At 50.8% G+C, this 17,369-nt stretch carries 15 protein-coding genes; all 15 read left to right on the top strand.

Annotated elements, in window-relative coordinates; translation table 11 throughout:
- The first annotated feature begins 5 nt into the window (after nucleotides 1–5).
- Nucleotides 6–1,118, top strand: a complete 1,113-nt coding sequence (hisC, locus tag KGB06_RS20785) for a histidinol-phosphate transaminase (RefSeq protein WP_223519088.1) — start codon at nucleotides 6–8, stop codon at nucleotides 1,116–1,118.
- A gap of 28 nt (nucleotides 1,119–1,146) precedes the next feature.
- On the top strand, nucleotides 1,147–3,354 hold the full coding sequence (locus KGB06_RS20790; RefSeq protein ID WP_263288353.1) for a bifunctional prephenate dehydrogenase/3-phosphoshikimate 1-carboxyvinyltransferase: 2,208 nt from the start codon (nucleotides 1,147–1,149) through the stop codon (nucleotides 3,352–3,354).
- On the top strand, nucleotides 3,351–4,040 hold the full coding sequence (gene cmk / locus KGB06_RS20795; protein WP_223519092.1) for a (d)CMP kinase: 690 nt from the start codon (nucleotides 3,351–3,353) through the stop codon (nucleotides 4,038–4,040). Before KGB06_RS20790 ends, cmk begins: the two co-directional genes overlap by 4 nt.
- Before the next feature lie 121 nt (nucleotides 4,041–4,161).
- Complete coding sequence (gene rpsA / locus KGB06_RS20800) at nucleotides 4,162–5,853, top strand: 30S ribosomal protein S1 (RefSeq protein WP_046031753.1); 1,692 nt, start codon at nucleotides 4,162–4,164, stop codon at nucleotides 5,851–5,853.
- Nucleotides 5,854–6,071: 218 nt separating this feature from the next.
- Entirely contained in the window at nucleotides 6,072–6,350 is a 279-nt protein-coding gene (locus KGB06_RS20805; RefSeq protein WP_223519094.1) for a hypothetical protein, read from the top strand.
- A gap of 141 nt (nucleotides 6,351–6,491) precedes the next feature.
- A complete protein-coding gene (gene ihfB / locus KGB06_RS20810) occupies nucleotides 6,492–6,788 on the top strand; it encodes an integration host factor subunit beta (protein WP_003369729.1) in 297 nt (98 codons plus the stop codon).
- 27 nt (nucleotides 6,789–6,815) lie between these two features.
- Entirely contained in the window at nucleotides 6,816–7,055 is a 240-nt protein-coding gene (locus KGB06_RS20815) for a lipopolysaccharide assembly protein LapA domain-containing protein (RefSeq protein ID WP_223519096.1), read from the top strand.
- A gap of 635 nt (nucleotides 7,056–7,690) precedes the next feature.
- On the top strand, nucleotides 7,691–8,920 hold the full coding sequence (locus KGB06_RS20820) for a glycosyltransferase family 4 protein (RefSeq protein WP_223519098.1): 1,230 nt from the start codon (nucleotides 7,691–7,693) through the stop codon (nucleotides 8,918–8,920).
- An 8-nt stretch (nucleotides 8,921–8,928) separates the two neighbouring features.
- A complete protein-coding gene (locus KGB06_RS20825; protein ID WP_223519100.1) occupies nucleotides 8,929–9,786 on the top strand; it encodes a dTDP-4-dehydrorhamnose reductase family protein in 858 nt (285 codons plus the stop codon).
- 30 nt (nucleotides 9,787–9,816) lie between these two features.
- On the top strand, nucleotides 9,817–10,827 hold the full coding sequence (locus KGB06_RS20830; protein WP_223519102.1) for a nucleoside-diphosphate sugar epimerase/dehydratase: 1,011 nt from the start codon (nucleotides 9,817–9,819) through the stop codon (nucleotides 10,825–10,827).
- Entirely contained in the window at nucleotides 10,820–11,947 is a 1,128-nt protein-coding gene (gene wecB, locus KGB06_RS20835) for a non-hydrolyzing UDP-N-acetylglucosamine 2-epimerase (RefSeq protein WP_223519104.1), read from the top strand. Before KGB06_RS20830 ends, wecB begins: the two co-directional genes overlap by 8 nt.
- Before the next feature lie 12 nt (nucleotides 11,948–11,959).
- On the top strand, nucleotides 11,960–12,922 hold the full coding sequence (locus KGB06_RS20840; protein ID WP_223519106.1) for a UDP-glucose 4-epimerase family protein: 963 nt from the start codon (nucleotides 11,960–11,962) through the stop codon (nucleotides 12,920–12,922).
- Complete coding sequence (locus KGB06_RS20845) at nucleotides 12,919–13,950, top strand: MraY family glycosyltransferase (RefSeq protein WP_223519108.1); 1,032 nt, start codon at nucleotides 12,919–12,921, stop codon at nucleotides 13,948–13,950. Before KGB06_RS20840 ends, KGB06_RS20845 begins: the two co-directional genes overlap by 4 nt.
- A gap of 90 nt (nucleotides 13,951–14,040) precedes the next feature.
- Entirely contained in the window at nucleotides 14,041–16,035 is a 1,995-nt protein-coding gene (locus KGB06_RS20850; protein ID WP_223519110.1) for a polysaccharide biosynthesis protein, read from the top strand.
- A gap of 240 nt (nucleotides 16,036–16,275) precedes the next feature.
- On the top strand, nucleotides 16,276–17,367 hold the full coding sequence (locus tag KGB06_RS20855; protein ID WP_223519112.1) for an acyltransferase family protein: 1,092 nt from the start codon (nucleotides 16,276–16,278) through the stop codon (nucleotides 17,365–17,367).
- Nucleotides 17,368–17,369: the final 2 nt, after the last annotated feature.

A 17,369-nucleotide genomic window follows, 5' to 3' on the forward strand; every position in this document is an offset into this window, starting at 1 on the left:
AGCAAATGAGTGATGACTTCCTCGCTCTGGCACAGCCGGGCGTGCAACAACTTTCGCCTTACGTCCCAGGCAAGCCTGTGGATGAACTGGCGCGCGAGCTGGACCTTGATCCGGCAAGCATCGTCAAACTGGCCAGCAATGAAAACCCGTTGGGCGCGAGTCCCAAAGCGCTGACGGCGATTCAGAATGCGCTGGCCGAGCTGACCCGGTATCCGGACGGCAATGGTTTTGCACTCAAGACCCTGTTGGCCGAGCAGTGCCGCGTCGAACTGAATCAAGTGACGCTGGGCAATGGCTCCAACGACATTCTGGAGCTGGTCGCACGTGCCTATCTGGCGCCGGGCCTCAACGCTGTGTTCAGCGAGCACGCATTTGCGGTCTACCCGATTGTGACCCAGGCCGTTGGTGCTCAGGCCAAAGTGATTCCCGCCAAAGACTGGGGGCATGACCTGTCGGCCATGCTGGTGGCAATCGATGCTGACACTCGCGTAGTCTTCATTGCCAACCCGAACAACCCGACCGGGACCTGGTTCGATGCCGAGGCGCTGGATGAATTCCTCCAGGATGTTCCGGCGCATGTGCTGGTGGTGCTGGACGAGGCCTACATCGAATACGCCGAGGGCAGCGATTTGCCGGACGGTCTGGACTATCTGGCGGCTTATCCGAATCTGCTGGTTTCACGCACGTTCTCCAAGGCTTACGGTCTGGCGGCGTTGCGAGTCGGTTATGGTTTGTCCACCGCCGTGGTCGCGGACGTGCTGAATCGCGTGCGTCAGCCGTTCAACGTTAATAGTCTGGCACTGGCCGCTGCCTGCGCTGCGCTGCAAGACAGCGAATACCTGGCTGAAAGCCGTCGCGTGAACGAGTCCGGCATGCTGCAACTGGAAGCCGGTTTCCGTGAGTTGGGTTTGAGCTGGATTCCGTCCAAAGGCAACTTCATTTGCGTCGACCTCGGTCGCGTTGCTGCGCCGGTGTTTCAGGGCTTGTTGCGCGAAGGCGTGATCGTGCGTCCGGTGGCCAACTACGGCATGCCGAACCACCTGCGCATCACCATTGGTTTGCCGGCTGAAAACAGCCGCTTCCTTGAGGCACTGACCAAGGTTCTGGCTCGTGGTTGATGTCACTGCACTGCAATCTGCTGCACCTATGATCGGTCGCCTGGTGGTGGTCGGTCTGGGATTGATCGGTGGTTCGTTCGCCAAGGGCTTGCGTGAAAGTGGCGTGTGCCGCGAAGTGGTTGGGGTCGATCTCGATCCGCAGTCGCGCAAGCTGGCAGTCGAGTTGGGCGTGGTGGATCGCTGCGAAGAAGACCTGGTGATAGCTTGTCAGGGCGCCGACGTGATCCAGTTGGCCGTGCCGATCCTTGCCATGGAAAAAATGTTGGTGCGCCTGGCTGCAATGGATCTCGGTTCGGCCATTCTGACCGACGTCGGCAGCGCCAAAGGTAATGTCGTCCGTGCGGCGACCGAAGCCTTTGGCGAGATTCCGTCGCGTTTTGTGCCAGGGCATCCGATAGCCGGTTCCGAGCAGAGCGGGGTGGAAGCCTCCAACGCCGAGCTGTTCCGTCGTCATAAAGTGATTCTGACGCCGCTGGATCAAACCGATCCGGCCGCGCTGGCGGTGGTCGACCGTTTGTGGCGCGAATTGGGCGCCGATGTCGAGCACATGCAGGTCGAGCGCCACGATGAAGTGTTGGCGGCGACCAGCCATTTGCCGCACCTGTTGGCGTTCGGTTTGGTCGATTCGTTGGCCAAGCGCAATGAAAACCTAGAGATCTTCCGTTACGCTGCCGGCGGTTTTCGCGATTTCACAAGAATCGCGGGAAGCGACCCGGTCATGTGGCACGACATCTTCCTCGCCAACCGCGAAGCTGTCCTGCGCACACTTGATACATTTCGCAGCGACCTCGACGCCTTGCGCGACGCGGTCGATGCAGGGGATGGGCACCAATTGTTGGGCGTGTTCACTCGCGCCCGGGTTGCCCGCGAGCATTTCAGTAAAATCCTGGCCCGCCGGGCCTATGTGGACGCTATGAACTCCAACGACCTGATTTTCCTGGCACAACCTGGTGGCCGCCTGACTGGGCGGATTCGTGTACCGGGCGATAAATCGATTTCCCACCGTTCGATCATGCTCGGTTCCCTGGCCGAAGGCGTCACCGAAGTCGAAGGCTTCCTGGAGGGCGAAGACGCTCTGGCGACCCTGCAAGCCTTCCGTGACATGGGTGTTGTGATCGAGGGTCCGCACCATGGTCGCGTGACCATTCACGGTGTCGGCCTGCATGGCCTGAAGCCAGCGCCGGGCCCAATCTATCTGGGCAACTCCGGCACCTCGATGCGCCTGCTGTCTGGCCTGCTGGCTGCGCAGAACTTCGACAGCACCCTGACCGGCGACGCTTCGCTGTCCAAGCGTCCGATGAATCGCGTGGCCAATCCGCTGCGTGAAATGGGCGCCGTGATCGAGACTGCCGCTGAAGGTCGTCCGCCAATGACCATTCGCGGCGGCAGCACGCTCAAAGGCCTGACCTACACCATGCCGATGGCCAGTGCTCAGGTGAAATCCTGTCTGTTGCTGGCCGGTTTGTACGCCGAAGGCAAGACCACCGTTACCGAGCCTGCACCGACGCGCGACCATACCGAACGCATGCTGCAAGGCTTTGGCTACCCGGTCACCGTCAATGGCGCGACTGCGTCGGTCGAGTCCGGGCACAAACTGACTGCGACCCATATTGAAGTGCCGGGCGATATCTCGTCTTCTGCGTTCTTCCTGGTGGCCGCATCGATCGCCGAAGGTTCGGAGCTGGTGCTGGAACACGTCGGCATCAATCCGACCCGTACCGGCGTGATCGACATCCTGCGTCTGATGGGCGGCGATATCACCCTGGAAAACCAGCGTGAAGTCGGTGGCGAGCCTGTCGCGGACTTGCGCGTACGTGCAGCTAAACTCAAAGGTATCGAGATTCCCGAGGCGCTGGTTCCACTGGCCATCGACGAATTCCCGGTGCTGTTCGTGGCTGCGGCCTGTGCCGAAGGGCGCACGGTACTACGTGGTGCTGAAGAGTTGCGGGTCAAAGAGTCGGACCGGATTCAGGTCATGGCTGATGGCTTGCTGGCGCTGGGCGTCAAATGCGAACCGACCCCGGATGGCATCATTATCGACGGCGGCCAGATCGGCGGCGGCGAAGTGCATGGTCATGGCGACCACCGGATTGCCATGGCATTCAGCGTTGCATCGCTGCGCGCTACTGCACCGATCCGCATCCATGATTGCGCCAACGTCGCGACGTCGTTCCCGAACTTCCTCGCGCTGTGCGCGCAGGTCGGTATCCGGGTAGCTGAAGAGGCTCAGTCGTGATCAACAAGTCGCCAGTCATTACCATTGATGGCCCGAGCGGTTCCGGTAAAGGTACGATCGCCGGGATACTGGCGAAGCGTCTGGGCTGGAACCTTCTGGATTCCGGTGCGCTGTACCGTTTGCTGGCGTTCGCCGCGCACAATCATGGTGTTGATCTGACCAATGAAGAGTTGCTGAAGGCGCTTGCAGCGCATTTGGACGTGCAATTCATCGGTGCGACGGACGGTCAGCTGCAGCGAATCATTCTAGAAGGCGACGAAGTCAGCGATGTGATTCGTACGGAAAGTGTTGGTGCTGGCGCGTCCCAAATCGCTGCATTGCCCGCAGTACGCGAGGCGCTACTGCAGCGTCAGCGTGCTTTTCAGGAAATGCCGGGACTGGTAGCCGATGGCCGAGATATGGGCACAGTGGTTTTTCCGGACGCGCCGTTGAAGATTTTCCTCACTGCCAGTGCCGAGGAGCGTGCGCGCCGTCGATACTTGCAGTTGAAGGGCAAAGTCGATGGTGTTAGTCTGTCGAGTCTGCTAGATGAGATACGTGTCCGCGATGAGCGTGACACCCAGCGAGCGGTAGCCCCGCTCAAACCGGCGGCTGACGCCATACAGCTGGATTCCACGGAATTATCCATCGATCAGGTGCTGGAACGCATCATGAGCGAGATCGCCATTCGCGATATCGCCGGGTGACCAAGAAGCCTCGCAGGGGACCAGTCATAGTCTTGCGGGTGCTTCTTCTAATGAACATAACCCACGTCGTCTGGGATGTGGAGATGGGCGTATCCTTCGCCCTTATTCAACAGGAATTAAAATGAGCGAAAGCTTTGCGGAACTCTTTGAAGAAAGCCTAAAAACCCTGAACCTTCAGGCAGGCTCCATCATCACCGGTGTTATCGTTGATATCGATTACCAAGCTCGCTGGGTAACCGTTCACGCTGGCCTGAAGTCTGAAGCACTCATCCCGCTTGAGCAGTTCTACAACGACGCTGGCGAACTGAACATCAACGTCGGTGACGAAGTTCACGTTGCTCTGGACTCGGTTGAAGATGGCTTTGGTGAAACCAAGCTGTCCCGTGAAAAAGCCAAGCGCGCTGAATGCTGGATTGTTCTGGAAGCAGCCTTCGCAGCCGAAGAAGTGGTCAAGGGCGTTATCAACGGTAAGGTTAAAGGCGGCTTCACTGTCGACGTTAACGGCATCCGTGCGTTCCTGCCAGGTTCTCTGGTTGACGTCCGTCCTGTGCGCGATACTACGCACCTGGAAGGCAAAGAGCTGGAATTCAAGGTCATCAAACTCGACCAGAAACGCAACAACGTTGTCGTTTCCCGTCGCAGCGTCCTCGAAGCCGAGAACTCCGCCGAGCGTGAAGCTCTGCTGGAATCCCTGCAGGAAGGTCAGCAAGTCAAAGGTATCGTCAAAAACCTCACCGATTACGGCGCATTCGTCGATCTGGGTGGCGTCGATGGCCTGCTGCACATTACCGACATGGCTTGGAAGCGTATCAAGCATCCTTCCGAAATCGTCAACGTTGGCGACGAGATCGATGTCAAGGTTCTGAAGTACGATCGCGAACGCAATCGTGTTTCCCTGGGCCTCAAGCAACTGGGCGAAGATCCATGGGTTGCTATCAAAGCCCGTTACCCAGAAAGCACTCGCGTTACCGCTCGTGTAACCAACCTGACCGACTACGGCTGCTTCGCTGAGCTGGAAGAAGGCGTTGAAGGTCTGGTACACGTTTCCGAAATGGACTGGACCAACAAGAACATCCACCCTTCGAAAGTCGTACAAGTCGGCGACGAAGTGGAAGTTATGGTTCTGGATATCGACGAAGAACGTCGTCGTATCTCCCTTGGCATCAAGCAGTGCAAATCTAACCCATGGGAAGATTTCTCTGGCCAGTTCAACAAGGGCGATAAAATCTCCGGCACCATCAAGTCGATCACCGATTTCGGTATCTTCATTGGTCTGGACGGCGGCATCGACGGTCTGGTTCACCTGTCCGACATCTCCTGGAACGAAGTGGGCGAAGAAGCCGTTCGCCGCTTCAAGAAGGGCGACGAACTGGACACCGTTATCCTGTCGGTTGACCCAGAGCGCGAGCGCATCTCCCTGGGTATCAAGCAACTGGAAAGCGATCCGTTCTCCGAGTACGTTCAAGAGAACGACAAAGGCGCAATCGTTAAAGGCATCGTGAAAGAAGTTGACGCTAAAGGCGCCATCATCACTCTGGCCGACGATATCGAAGCGACTCTGAAAGCCTCCGAAATCAGCCGTGACCGCGTTGAAGACGCGCGTAACGTTCTGAAAGAAGGCGAAGAAGTAGAAGCCAAGATCATCAGCGTTGACCGCAAGAGCCGTGTAATCCAGCTGTCGATCAAGTCGAAAGACGTTGAAGACGAGAAAGAAGCAATCCAGAGCTTGAAAGACAAGCCTGCTGCTGACGTCGCTGCTGGTCCTACCACTCTGGGCGACCTGTTGCGTGCACAAATGGAAAAACAGAACTAAGTTCTGTCAGACCATAGAAAAAGGGCGACTTCGGTCGCCCTTTTTTGTGCCTGCGATTTGATGGGCATCGTTGGTGCTTGCGGCTGCAATCGTTGTTTGTGAAGCCAATATCTGCGATGCGCTGTCTCTTTCTTTAACCAGATCAATCGTTTGTTTGCAGCTAACCTTTGGCCTGAAGTGAGCGGCAGTCGGGTGGGGTTTCTGGCATAAGGAAGTGAATGAACAAGCTCATTGTCGCAATAGCAGTACTGACATTGGCGGGTTGTACTACTAATGCCAAGACTCACGTCGTACGTGGGGTCAGTGGAATCGAGATTGATTGTTCGGGGCTGGGCTCCGGGTGGGAAAAATGCCGCAAGCGTGCGGAAAAGGAGTGTAAGGCGTCGGGGTATAAAATCCTGGCAAGGTCCGATGATGTGAAGGAAGAAGATGTATTTCCTTTTGGTTTCAATCCTGCAGGATATCTGACACGGACCTTGCTGGTGGTCTGTCGTTGAGGTTGATCTGTGTTGTAGCTGTTTGAGATTGGCTGGCTTCCTTGGTAAAGATATGTCAGCGCTCAGGCTGTTCAAATTCTTCCTGGCATGCTAAAACCTTTGAAGCGCTTTTCCTAGCTGCTTGAAAAAGAAGGGAAAAATATGACGAAGTCGGAGTTGATAGAACGAATTGTCACCCATCAAGGGCTGCTCTCGTCCAAGGATGTGGAGTTGGCCATCAAGACCATGCTTGAGCAAATGTCACAATGCCTGGCCACAGGGGATCGTATTGAGATCCGTGGGTTTGGCAGTTTCTCTTTGCACTATCGGGCGCCGCGGGTTGGGCGTAATCCGAAAACCGGTCAGTCGGTTAGCCTGGATGGAAAGTTTGTCCCGCATTTCAAGCCGGGGAAAGAACTGCGTGATCGTGTGAACGAGGACGAGGAGGAAGGGCTTTGACAGTGGCCGAAATCCTGGGAGGCGCTCATGCATAATCTCAAGCGCGTACTAATGGCATTGTTCGCTTTGTTGATGATTTTGGCGATTCTGGCTTTTATTCTCGAGAATCAGCAATCGGTTTCCTTGTTGTTTCTTGGTTGGGCGGGGCCGCAACTGCCGGTATCGCTGGTGATTATTCTTGCTTTGCTAATCGGCATGGTTATAGGCCCGATTCTCGGTTGGCTGCTGGGGCGTACGTCTAGGGCTTCTCGCAAGCGCCTTGTCTGATTGAGACGGGCACGAGGAGCACGTCGTATTTGCGTCGCAGATTGTCTGTAACTATTAGTAAAACCAGCACTAAGCTGTAAAATAGTGTGTTTTTCCGAGTGGTGGTATATGGCCACTCCAGTTGAGGTTAGCTCTGTCAGAGGCCTCAGTTAGCACGGATGGCTTTGCATTCATGGATTGGGCAGTGGTAGATCGATGGCTGTCGGGAACTCAAGGGTATAGTTTTGCATGAAAACGCTCGTAACCTGCGTCGCTGGATTTATCAGTTCGGTATTCATTCGTCATATCATCCCCAGTAAGAGCGACTCGGTAGTTAACGCCGATAAGCTTGCTTTCGCAGGCAGTCTTGAAGCGCCGGTCGACGTTAGCCAGAAGCCTCGTTATGTTTTGGATGGGCTTTATTGTCTTGTGGCGTCTATTCGTCAGTTATTTCCCTTGGGTCTCCAATTCTCGCTGATTGGGTGTTTACGTGTCGATTTGTCGAGAGTTGTTGGAGTTTTGCAGAGGTATAGCTCTGCTACTTATGCAGTGTTTTTTTATGTTTACTAGTTGGCTATTTTTTTAATTTTCGAAGGTTTTCGCGGAATGAAGTTATTACTAATAGCGCGCTTATTTAACAGGTTTGATTAGCGTATATGCGTATTTTGCTGATGTCCCAGTATTTTTGGCCGGAATCATTTGTAATAAATGATTTGGCGATCAAGCTTGCCAGTAAGGGGCATGAAGTTACCGTTGCCACAGGGAAGCCCAATTATCCCGATGGGGATATTTATGACGGTTACAGTGCCAAGGGGGTGCAGTGCGAGCGCTATTCCTCGCTGATCGATGTGGTTCGTGTGCCAGTTTATCCTCGTGGCAAGGGAGGGGCTAAAAAACTGGTATTGAATTACTTGTCATTTGTTGTGATGGGGCTTTGGTATTTCCCTAAACTCCTTAAGGGGAAAAAATTCGATGCGATTATAGTTTTTGCCCCTTCGCCTATTGTCCAGGTAATACCCGCGATACTCTTAAAGTGGGCCAAGCGCGCACACTTAGCTGTCTGGGTGCAGGACTTATGGCCGGAAAGTCTTTCTGCGACCGGGTTTGTTAAGAAGTCGTGGGTGCTCAAGTCAGTGGGGTATATGGTTCGTGGTATTTATAAGTGTTGTGATACTCTGTTGCTGCAGTCTCGGGCTTTTTTTGAGCCGACAAAAAAGTATGCTAGTTCGGAAAAATTGGTTTATTTTCCAAATTCAATAGATGGCAAAAATTTTTCAGTTATAGGGAATGTCATTCCCGAAACTCTGAAAAGTGAGCTCGAAAGCCATTTCAGCGTGGTGTTTGCGGGTAACATTGGTACGGCTCAGTCAGTGGAAAGTATTGTTGAGGCCGCGTCGTTATTAAAGCAAGAAGCAGGGGTGAGGATATTCATTGTCGGCAGTGGCAGCATGCTCGAATGGGTGGCAAGCCAAAAAAAATCACTTCATCTGGATAACCTGGTGTTGCCTGGTCGCTTTCCGGCGGATGCCATGCCTGAATTATTTGAATGTGCTGCTGCGTTGTTGGTTTCTCTGAATGATGAGGAAATTTTCTCTTATACTATTCCTAGCAAAATTCAGGCTTATCTTGCCGCTGGTCGCCCGATTATTGCGGCCTTAAGGGGGGAGGGGGCTCGGGTGATCAGTGAGTCAGGCGCCGGATTGGTGTGCCCCCCTGCAAGTGGTCAGCTGTTGGCTGCAACCATTTTAGCATTGAAAGAGAGCTCAAGCGTTGAGCGTGATAAAATGGGGCTGGCAGGATTGAAATATTTTAATGAAAATTTTGATATGGATTTTCAAAGCGGTCGATTGATTGATATCTTGACTGCGCGTCTCAACAGAAAATAGGTGCTGGAATGCGTGTATTGGTCTTGGGTGCAACAGGTATGCTGGGTAATGCTGTTTTCAAAGTGCTCAGCAGTTCGTCTGCATTGAGTGTTATTGGGACAGTTCGTAATGCTAAAGCAATTGATAGTTTTGATAGCAAAGTTAAAGGTAATTTGATCTCGGGCGTTGATGTTCTTGATCAAGACTCTTTAGTCGATGTCTTTGAGCGCTCTAAGCCTGATGTTGTAATTAACTGTATTGGGCTGATTAAGCAATTAAGCTCTGCTAAAGATCCTTTGTCTGTATTACCCATTAACGCAATGTTGCCCCATCGGCTGGCCAAACTGTGTGCTTTGGTCGGGAGCCGCTTAGTACATATTAGTACTGATTGTGTTTTTTCCGGTCGAAAGGGTATGTATAAAGAAAACGATGTTTCTGATGCTGAAGATTTGTATGGAAAATCTAAGTATATCGGAGAAATTGTTGACCAATCGCATGTTGTTACTCTTCGTACTTCAATTATCGGACATGAGCTGAATAGTCAATCATCGCTCATTGACTGGTTTCTTTCGCAATCCGGCTCTGTCAAAGGGTTTTCAAAAGCTGTTTTTTCCGGGTTACCAACAGTTGAACTGGCTCGCGTCATTCTAGATTTTGTAATCCCGCAGCCCGCCCTCCAAGGGTTATACCATGTCTCTGCAGAGCCAATCGATAAGCTGACGTTGTTGCGCCATGTCGCCAAGACTTATCAAAAAGAAATCAGCATTGTCCCGGATGAGCAGCTACAAATTGATCGGTCATTAGATTCGTCTCGGTTCCGAACGGCTACAGGGTATGCGCCTCCACAGTGGCCTGATCTAATTGAAGCTATGCGCGCTAACCGTTAGACTTCCATTTTTTAAATTTTGGTGATCAATATGTTCGACGATAAGATTCTGATGATAACGGGCGGTACTGGTTCGTTTGGAAACACTGTTCTCAAGCGTTTTCTCGATACAAACGTCAAGGAGATTCGTGTTTTTAGTCGTGATGAAAAAAAACAGGAAGACATGCGTATAGCGTTAGGTAATGACAAAGTCAAATTTTATATCGGCGATGTCAGGGACTACGCTAGTGTTTCCCAAGCGATGGTCGGTGTGGACTACATATTTCACGCCGCGGCGCTTAAACAAGTTCCATCTTGTGAGTTTTACCCGATGGAGGCCGTTAAAACCAACGTAATTGGTACTGAAAACGTACTCAATGCGGCTATTGCCAATAATGTCAGTCGAGTCGTTGTACTTAGTACTGACAAAGCCGTATACCCCATTAACGCAATGGGTATCTCCAAGGCTATGGCTGAGAAGCTTGTAGTTGCCAAGTCCCGGATCATTCCCGAAACCGGACCTGTCATCTGTTCTACCCGTTACGGAAATGTTATGGCATCTCGAGGGTCGGTAATTCCTCTTTTTGTCAAACAGCTTAAGGACGGTGATGAACTGACTGTTACAGATCCAAGTATGACGCGTTTCCTGATGTCACTTGATGACTCTGTAGATTTGGTTCTTCACGCATTTGAGCATGCCGAGCAAGGCGACATTTTTGTTCAAAAAGCACCGGCATCCACTGTTGCTGATTTGGCTCAGGCGCTTAAAGAGCTTTTCTTGGGCGATAACGCAATCAAAGTCATCGGTACTCGTCACGGCGAAAAATTGTACGAATCACTAATTTCACGTGAAGAAATGGCTAAAGCCGAGGATATGGGGCGGTACTATCGTATTCCTGCCGATAATAGGGATCTTAATTACAAGAAATACTTTGTCGAAGGCGAGCAAAATATTTCCGAATTGGATGACTATACTTCGCATAATACCGAGCGTTTGGATGTTCCTGGCATTAAAGAACTTTTATTGAAGTTGGACTTCATTAAGGAGCAATTAGATGCTTAAGGTAATGACGCTGGTGGGAACACGGCCCGAACTTATTAAGATGAGTCGTGTTATTGCAGAATTGGATAAGCAGACTGATCATGTTCTCGTTCACTCTGGTCAAAACTATGACTATGAGTTGAATCAGGTTTTTTTTGATGATCTTGAAATTCGAAAGCCCGACCATTTTCTTGGTGCTGTGGGTGAGACAGCAGCACAGACTATTGCTGAAGTTATCTCGAAGTCAGACGCGATATTCGAACTGGAAAAGCCTGACGCGCTTTTGTTGTATGGAGATACCAACACCTGCTTGGCCGTGATCGCGGCTAAGCGTCGAAAAATTCCGGTTTTTCATATGGAAGCAGGCAATCGTTGTTTTGATCAGCGAGTGCCCGAAGAATTGAATCGTAAGGTTCTTGACCATCTGAGTGATATTAACCTGGTTTTGACTGAGCATGCTCGTCGGTATCTCTTAGATGAAGGCATTAGGCCTGAAACGATCATTAAAACCGGGTCGCACATGGAGGAAGTTCTTGATCATTATATGCCGAAAATTTTGGCGTCTAATATCTTGGAGCGAGAGCAACTTGAGGATGGCAAATTTTTTGTAGTTAGTGCTCACCGCGAGGAAAATGTCGATACACCTGAAAACTTGATCGATCTCCTAGGGTCGCTTCGTGCATTGGCCGATAATTATGGATTTCCAGTTATTGTCTCTACGCATCCACGCACGCGTAAACGTCTTGAAGCATTGGGTGAGTCCCTTGAGCACCCATTGATTCGGTTTGTCAAGCCTTTTGGTTTGCTAGATTATATCAAGCTGCAGATGGGTTCGTTTTGTGTCCTGTCTGACAGCGGAACCATTACCGAGGAGGCCTCTTTGTTGAACCTCCCGGCGGTTACAATTCGTAATGCTCATGAGCGCCCCGAAGGAATGGATGAGGGAACGCTCATCATGTGTGGGCTTAAAGTTGACCGGGTGCTGGATGCCGTGCGGGTTGTGACAAGTCAGCATCACCGTGGGGCTCGTGTCATTCCTGTTGTAAAGGACTATCTTGGCGGCCCAGTCTCAAAACAGATAGCACGAGTTATTTATAGTTATACGGACTATATTAATCGTACCGTATGGTCTAAGGCATAAAAGGGTGGACGCATGCGCGTATTGGTGACGGGATCGTCTGGATTTGTTGGCAGTAGGCTGCTTAAGGTTTTAGCAAACAAAAAAAATGTTGAGGTTTTTGCAGCCGCGCGTCGTGAGTCTATCGATTGTCCTGATACGGTGCGCATGCTAAAAAATTTTGAACTTTCCTCTTCTGTGGATTGGACGCCAAATTTGATTGGTATGGACGTTATCGTCCATACGGCGGCTCGAGTTCATGTTATGAACGATCAAGCATTAGATCCTCTCGAGGCGTTTAGAGCAGTTAATGTTAAAGGGACGCTAAAGCTTGCTGAGCAGGCGGCCTCAGCTGGTGTTCGTCGTTTCGTTTTTATAAGCTCTATAAAGGTCAATGGAGAGAGCACGACAAAGAGTGATGCTTACTCACCTGAGACAGCACCTGCACCTTTAGATCCGTATGGTGTTTCCAAAATGGAAGCAGAATTAGGGCTGAAAGCTATTGCAGAAAAGACAGGGATGGAGGTTGTAATAATCAGACCTGTATTGGTTTATGGGCCTGGTGTTAAGGCGAATTTTCTGAAGATGATGCAGTGGCTTGATAAAGGCGTTCCTTTACCATTTGGCGCGATTCGAAATAGTCGAAGCCTTGTTGCGTTAGATAACTTGGTTGACCTTATTGTTTTATGTATGGAACACCCTGCGGCTGCCAATCAAACCTTCATGGTAAGTGACGGTGAAGACCTGTCGACTTCTGAACTATTGCGGAGAATGGCGCGTGCGTTGGACAAGCCCGCGCGCCTACTTCCTGTGCCAGTATGGATACTTCGCTTAGGCGCTCGCCTTCTTGGGAAGTCAGATCTGTCGCAACGGCTATGTGGGTCGCTGCAGGTAGATATAAGCAAGACTCGCGAAGTTTTAGGCTGGAAACCATTAGTTTCGGTGGATTCCGCCTTGAAGGAGGCGGCTATACACTTTCAAGAGAGTCGCAAACAATGATTTACTGGTGGTTAATTCCTGCTGTGGCCATTGCTTCGTTATGTCTTACTGCGGGATTACGTCGCTATGCGCTTGCGTTAAGTATTATTGATATTCCCAACGCTCGTAGTTCCCATTCGGTTCCTACTCCTCGGGGTGGAGGGGTTGCAATCGTTGTAGCTTTCCTGCTCTCACTACCATTATTGGGTTGGGCAAATTTAGTTCCCTGGGAAGCCCTGGTGGCTTTAGGCGGTGCTGGAGGATTGGTTGCGGTCATCGGTTTTATGGATGATCACGGCCATATAGCCGCTCGATGGCGCCTACTTGGCCATTTTAGTGCTGGTGCTTGGGCGTTGTTCTGGTTTGGTGGGCTTCCTTCTGTCACTGTTATTGGTTGGACAGTTGATCTCGGTTGGGTCGGACACCTTCTTGGGGTCATTTACTTGGTCTGGATGCTAAATCTTTACAATTTCATGGATGGAATTGACGGTATTGCTAGTATTGAGGCTTTGTGTGCTTGCCTCGGGGCCTGTTTACTTTACTGGCTTGGCGGGTTTACTGAGCTTTTATGGACTCCTTTGATACTGGCAATGGCCGTTGCCGGGTTTCTCTATTGGAATTTTCCTCCTGCACGTATTTTTATGGGGGACGCAGGAAGCGGATTTTTGGGTATCGCCCTGGGAATGATTTCGTTACAGGCTGCTTGGGTTTCATCGCAGCTACTCTGGGGATGGCTAATCCTCTTGGGCGTGTTTATTGTCGATGCGACATTTACACTGCTACGTCGGTTGGTTCGAGGAGACAAGGTTTACGAAGCTCACCGAAGCCATGCTTATCAGTACGCTTCGCGAATGGCTGGAAAGCACTTGCCAATCACGCTTGCGGTGGGAGGCATCAACCTGTTTTGGTTGTTACCTATCGGAATCTGCGTAACAAAGTTTGGGCTTGATGGCGCGCTCGGGCTGATGATCGCCTACTTGCCTCTAATCGTCCTGGCGATAATGTTTCACGCAGGGGAGTTAGAAAAGACGCCATCCTCAGGTGTTTGAGGCTTGATGTTGTAAAGTATTGATTGTATGCGAATGTGGCACTCAAAGTGTCTGACTAATAAAAGTGTGGTGAGAGGTGTTCGTAGGGGTATGGATAAGTTCCGAGCTTTGCTATTAGGTCTTCCGCGCCGAAGTAAACGACTTATTCAGGTGACGGTAGACATCGTCCTTGTCTGGCTAGCCCTCTGGATGGCATTTGTTGTTCGCTTGGGGGTTGATGATTTGATCAATCCTTTTACTCAACACCTTTGGCTCTTCCTAAGTGCCCCAGTGGTAGCCATTCCGCTCTTTATCCGCTTTGGCATGTATCGCGCTGTTATGCGCTACTTCGGGAATGACGCTCTTATCGCAATCATTAAGGCAGTCAGCCTGTCATCCTTAATTCTCGGCGTTGTCGTCTATTGGTACAGTAATCATCAAAATGTCGTACCTCGGTCAATCATTTTCAACTACTGGTGGTTGAATTTGATCATGATTGGTGGTTTGCGGCTGGCAATGCGTCAGTTTTTCCTTGGAGATTGGTTTTCTGCGGCTCAACATGTCCCTTTCACCAATCGTGATGACGGTTTGCCGAAAGTAGCTATCTACGGGGCTGGAGCTGCCGGAAATCAGCTCGTCGCAGCGTTGCGAATGGGGCGTATCATGCGTCCTGTTGCCTTTATCGATGACGATAGCAGTATTGCCAGTCGTATTATCTCCGGACTGCAGGTCTACAAACCCAAGCATATTCAGCAGATGATTGACGTGACTGGCGCGCAAGAAATTCTACTGGCGATTCCTTCATCATCTCGTGGTCGTCGTCGTGAGATCCTCGGTTTGCTTGAGAGTTACCCGCTTCATGTCCGTAGTGTGCCTGGGTTCATGGACTTGGCAAGCGGGCGGGTTAAGGTCGATGATATTCAAGAGGTGGATATTGCCGATTTGTTGGGGCGCGATGCAGTGCCTGCTCAAGAGGAGCTGCTTGAGCATTGCATCAAGGAGCAGGTGGTCCTTGTCACCGGTGCAGGCGGCTCCATAGGCTCCGAACTGTGCCGACAAATTCTGGCTCTTCGTCCGACTGCCCTTTTGTTGTTCGAACATAGCGAATTTAATCTCTACAGTATTCTTTCTGAGCTTGAACAGCGAATTAATCGTGAATCCTTGTCGGTAAAACTGCTGCCAATTTTAGGGTCGGTTCGAAACCAGCATCAACTTCTGGATGTGATGAAATCTTGGCATGTAGACACTGTTTATCATGCCGCGGCTTATAAACATGTCCCTATGGTTGAACACAATATTGCTGAGGGTGTGCTAAATAACGTGATTGGCACTCTTAATACAGCCCAAGCTGCTTTGCAGGCGGGCGTCTCGAACTTTGTGCTGATCTCCACCGACAAGGCGGTTCGGCCCACCAACGTAATGGGCAGTACCAAGCGGCTCGCTGAACTGACTCTTCAGGCATTAAGTAAAGAGGCCGGGCCGGTGTTATTTGGCGATAGGACTAGTATCTCTACGGTTAATAAAACTCGATTTACGATGGTCCGGTTTGGTAATGTTCTGGGGTCCTCAGGTTCGGTTATCCCTTTATTCCATAAGCAAATCAAGTCGGGTGGTCCGCTAACAGTTACGCACCCGAAGATCACTCGTTACTTCATGACTATTCCCGAGGCCGCACAATTGGTCATTCAAGCCGGCTCTATGGGGCAGGGCGGCGACGTATTCGTGTTAGACATGGGCGAGCCAGTAAAAATCGTCGAACTGGCGGAAAAAATGATTCATCTGTCCGGTTTAAGTGTCCGCTCAGACAAAAATGCCCATGGCGATATCGCTATTGAGTTCACTGGTCTGCGGCCAGGAGAGAAGCTTTACGAAGAGTTGCTGATTGGGGATAACGTAGCTGCAACTCAGCATCCGATGATCATGACTGCAAACGAGGATCATCTGGATTGGGATGTGCTCAAGGCCAGGCTTACCGAACTGTTGGCTGCGGTCGAGCAGGATGACTACTCCCGTGTCCGTCAATTGCTGCGTGAGACTGTCCAGGGTTATACGCCGGATGGCGAAATTGTTGACTGGATCTACCAGCAACGTCGACTTGAGCCCTGATCACATCATAGGGGAGTAGGATAGTCAGCATCGGAAGGGCTTCTACGTAGGTGCTGAGAAACTGCGTCGTGAATCCCATATTCGCAACTGCTCGCCAGACATTACGCGGAAACGTGAGGCATGTCTGGCAGTAGGTGTGCCATAAATGGGGGCGCGCCTCGTAACGCTTAGTGAAGTGCCATTAGCTCACCGGAGTGAGGTAGTAGGCTAACAGTGCCATTACTCCAAGCGACGATCAGAATGCAAAAAAATATCGATATCGAAGCCCTAAGAACTTACGCGGTCGGTATGACGGTGATCGCCCATTTAGGTGAGTTGATACCCGCTTGGACGTCATCTTTATCGGTATTTTGGTTGGGTAGTGGTGTAGATCTATTCTTCTGCATCTCTGGATTTCTAATCTGCCAGATTCTTCTTCAACAACGTGATTCAACGTTTGGTGATGTCGCAAAAGTATTTTGGGTCAAGCGAGTATCCAGGCTATGGCCTGCCGCGATGTTCTGGAGCGTGTTCTCGCTCTGGTGTGCCTTTTTTTTCAAAGATGGAGTTTTTGGTTCCTTTAATGACAGCCTGACTAATGCGCTTTTTAGTATGTTGCAGTTTGAGAACGGCTATCTTGTAGGTTGCGTGTATTTTCAATGGTTACCTTGCGCGATCAGTCCAAACTATTGGGTCTATTGGTCGTTGTCGCTAGAAGAACAGTTTTATTTTGTATTCCCGTTTCTGTTGTTTTTTGTTCGAATGCGATACTTGGTCCCTGCGTTACTAATAATGGTGCTTTTGCAACTCGCCATCGTCAGGCCGTGGGGGACACCGCTATGGTTTTTTCGCACTGATGCGCTATTGCTCGGAGTGCTTCTTGCTGTATTGAAACAAAACGTCTATTTAAAAAATATCCGTTTGTTCGACAATAATAATGTAATTAGAGTTGCCTGTGTCGTGTCGTTGTTGGCGGCGACAGTGTTGCTCGCTCGACGAGACTGGTTTTCTTTATTTCACAGTTATGTTGTTCTGGCAGCATTTGCTCTAGTTGTACTCGCTTCCTTCAACAAAAACTATATCGTGAGTTCGGAACGAGGGCGCCGGGTTTCATGCTTTTTTGGCGCGCGATCTTACTCTATCTACTTGATCCATACTATCGCGTATTATCTGACGCGCGAAATATTTATCAGGCTAGGGGCGGGAGGTGAACCTACGCAGGTACACATCGCTTTGATGCTTATAGTCGCCGCAGTTCTATTGGGGTTGATGGTAGAATTTTCGTACCGGTTGGTAGAGCAACCTTGTCGATTGTACGGACGTAATCTAGTCGCCAGTTATAGGGAGGAATAGTC

This window comes from Pseudomonas sp. GL-B-19, from assembly GCF_019956415.1.
Lineage (GTDB): Bacteria > Pseudomonadota > Gammaproteobacteria > Pseudomonadales > Pseudomonadaceae > Aquipseudomonas.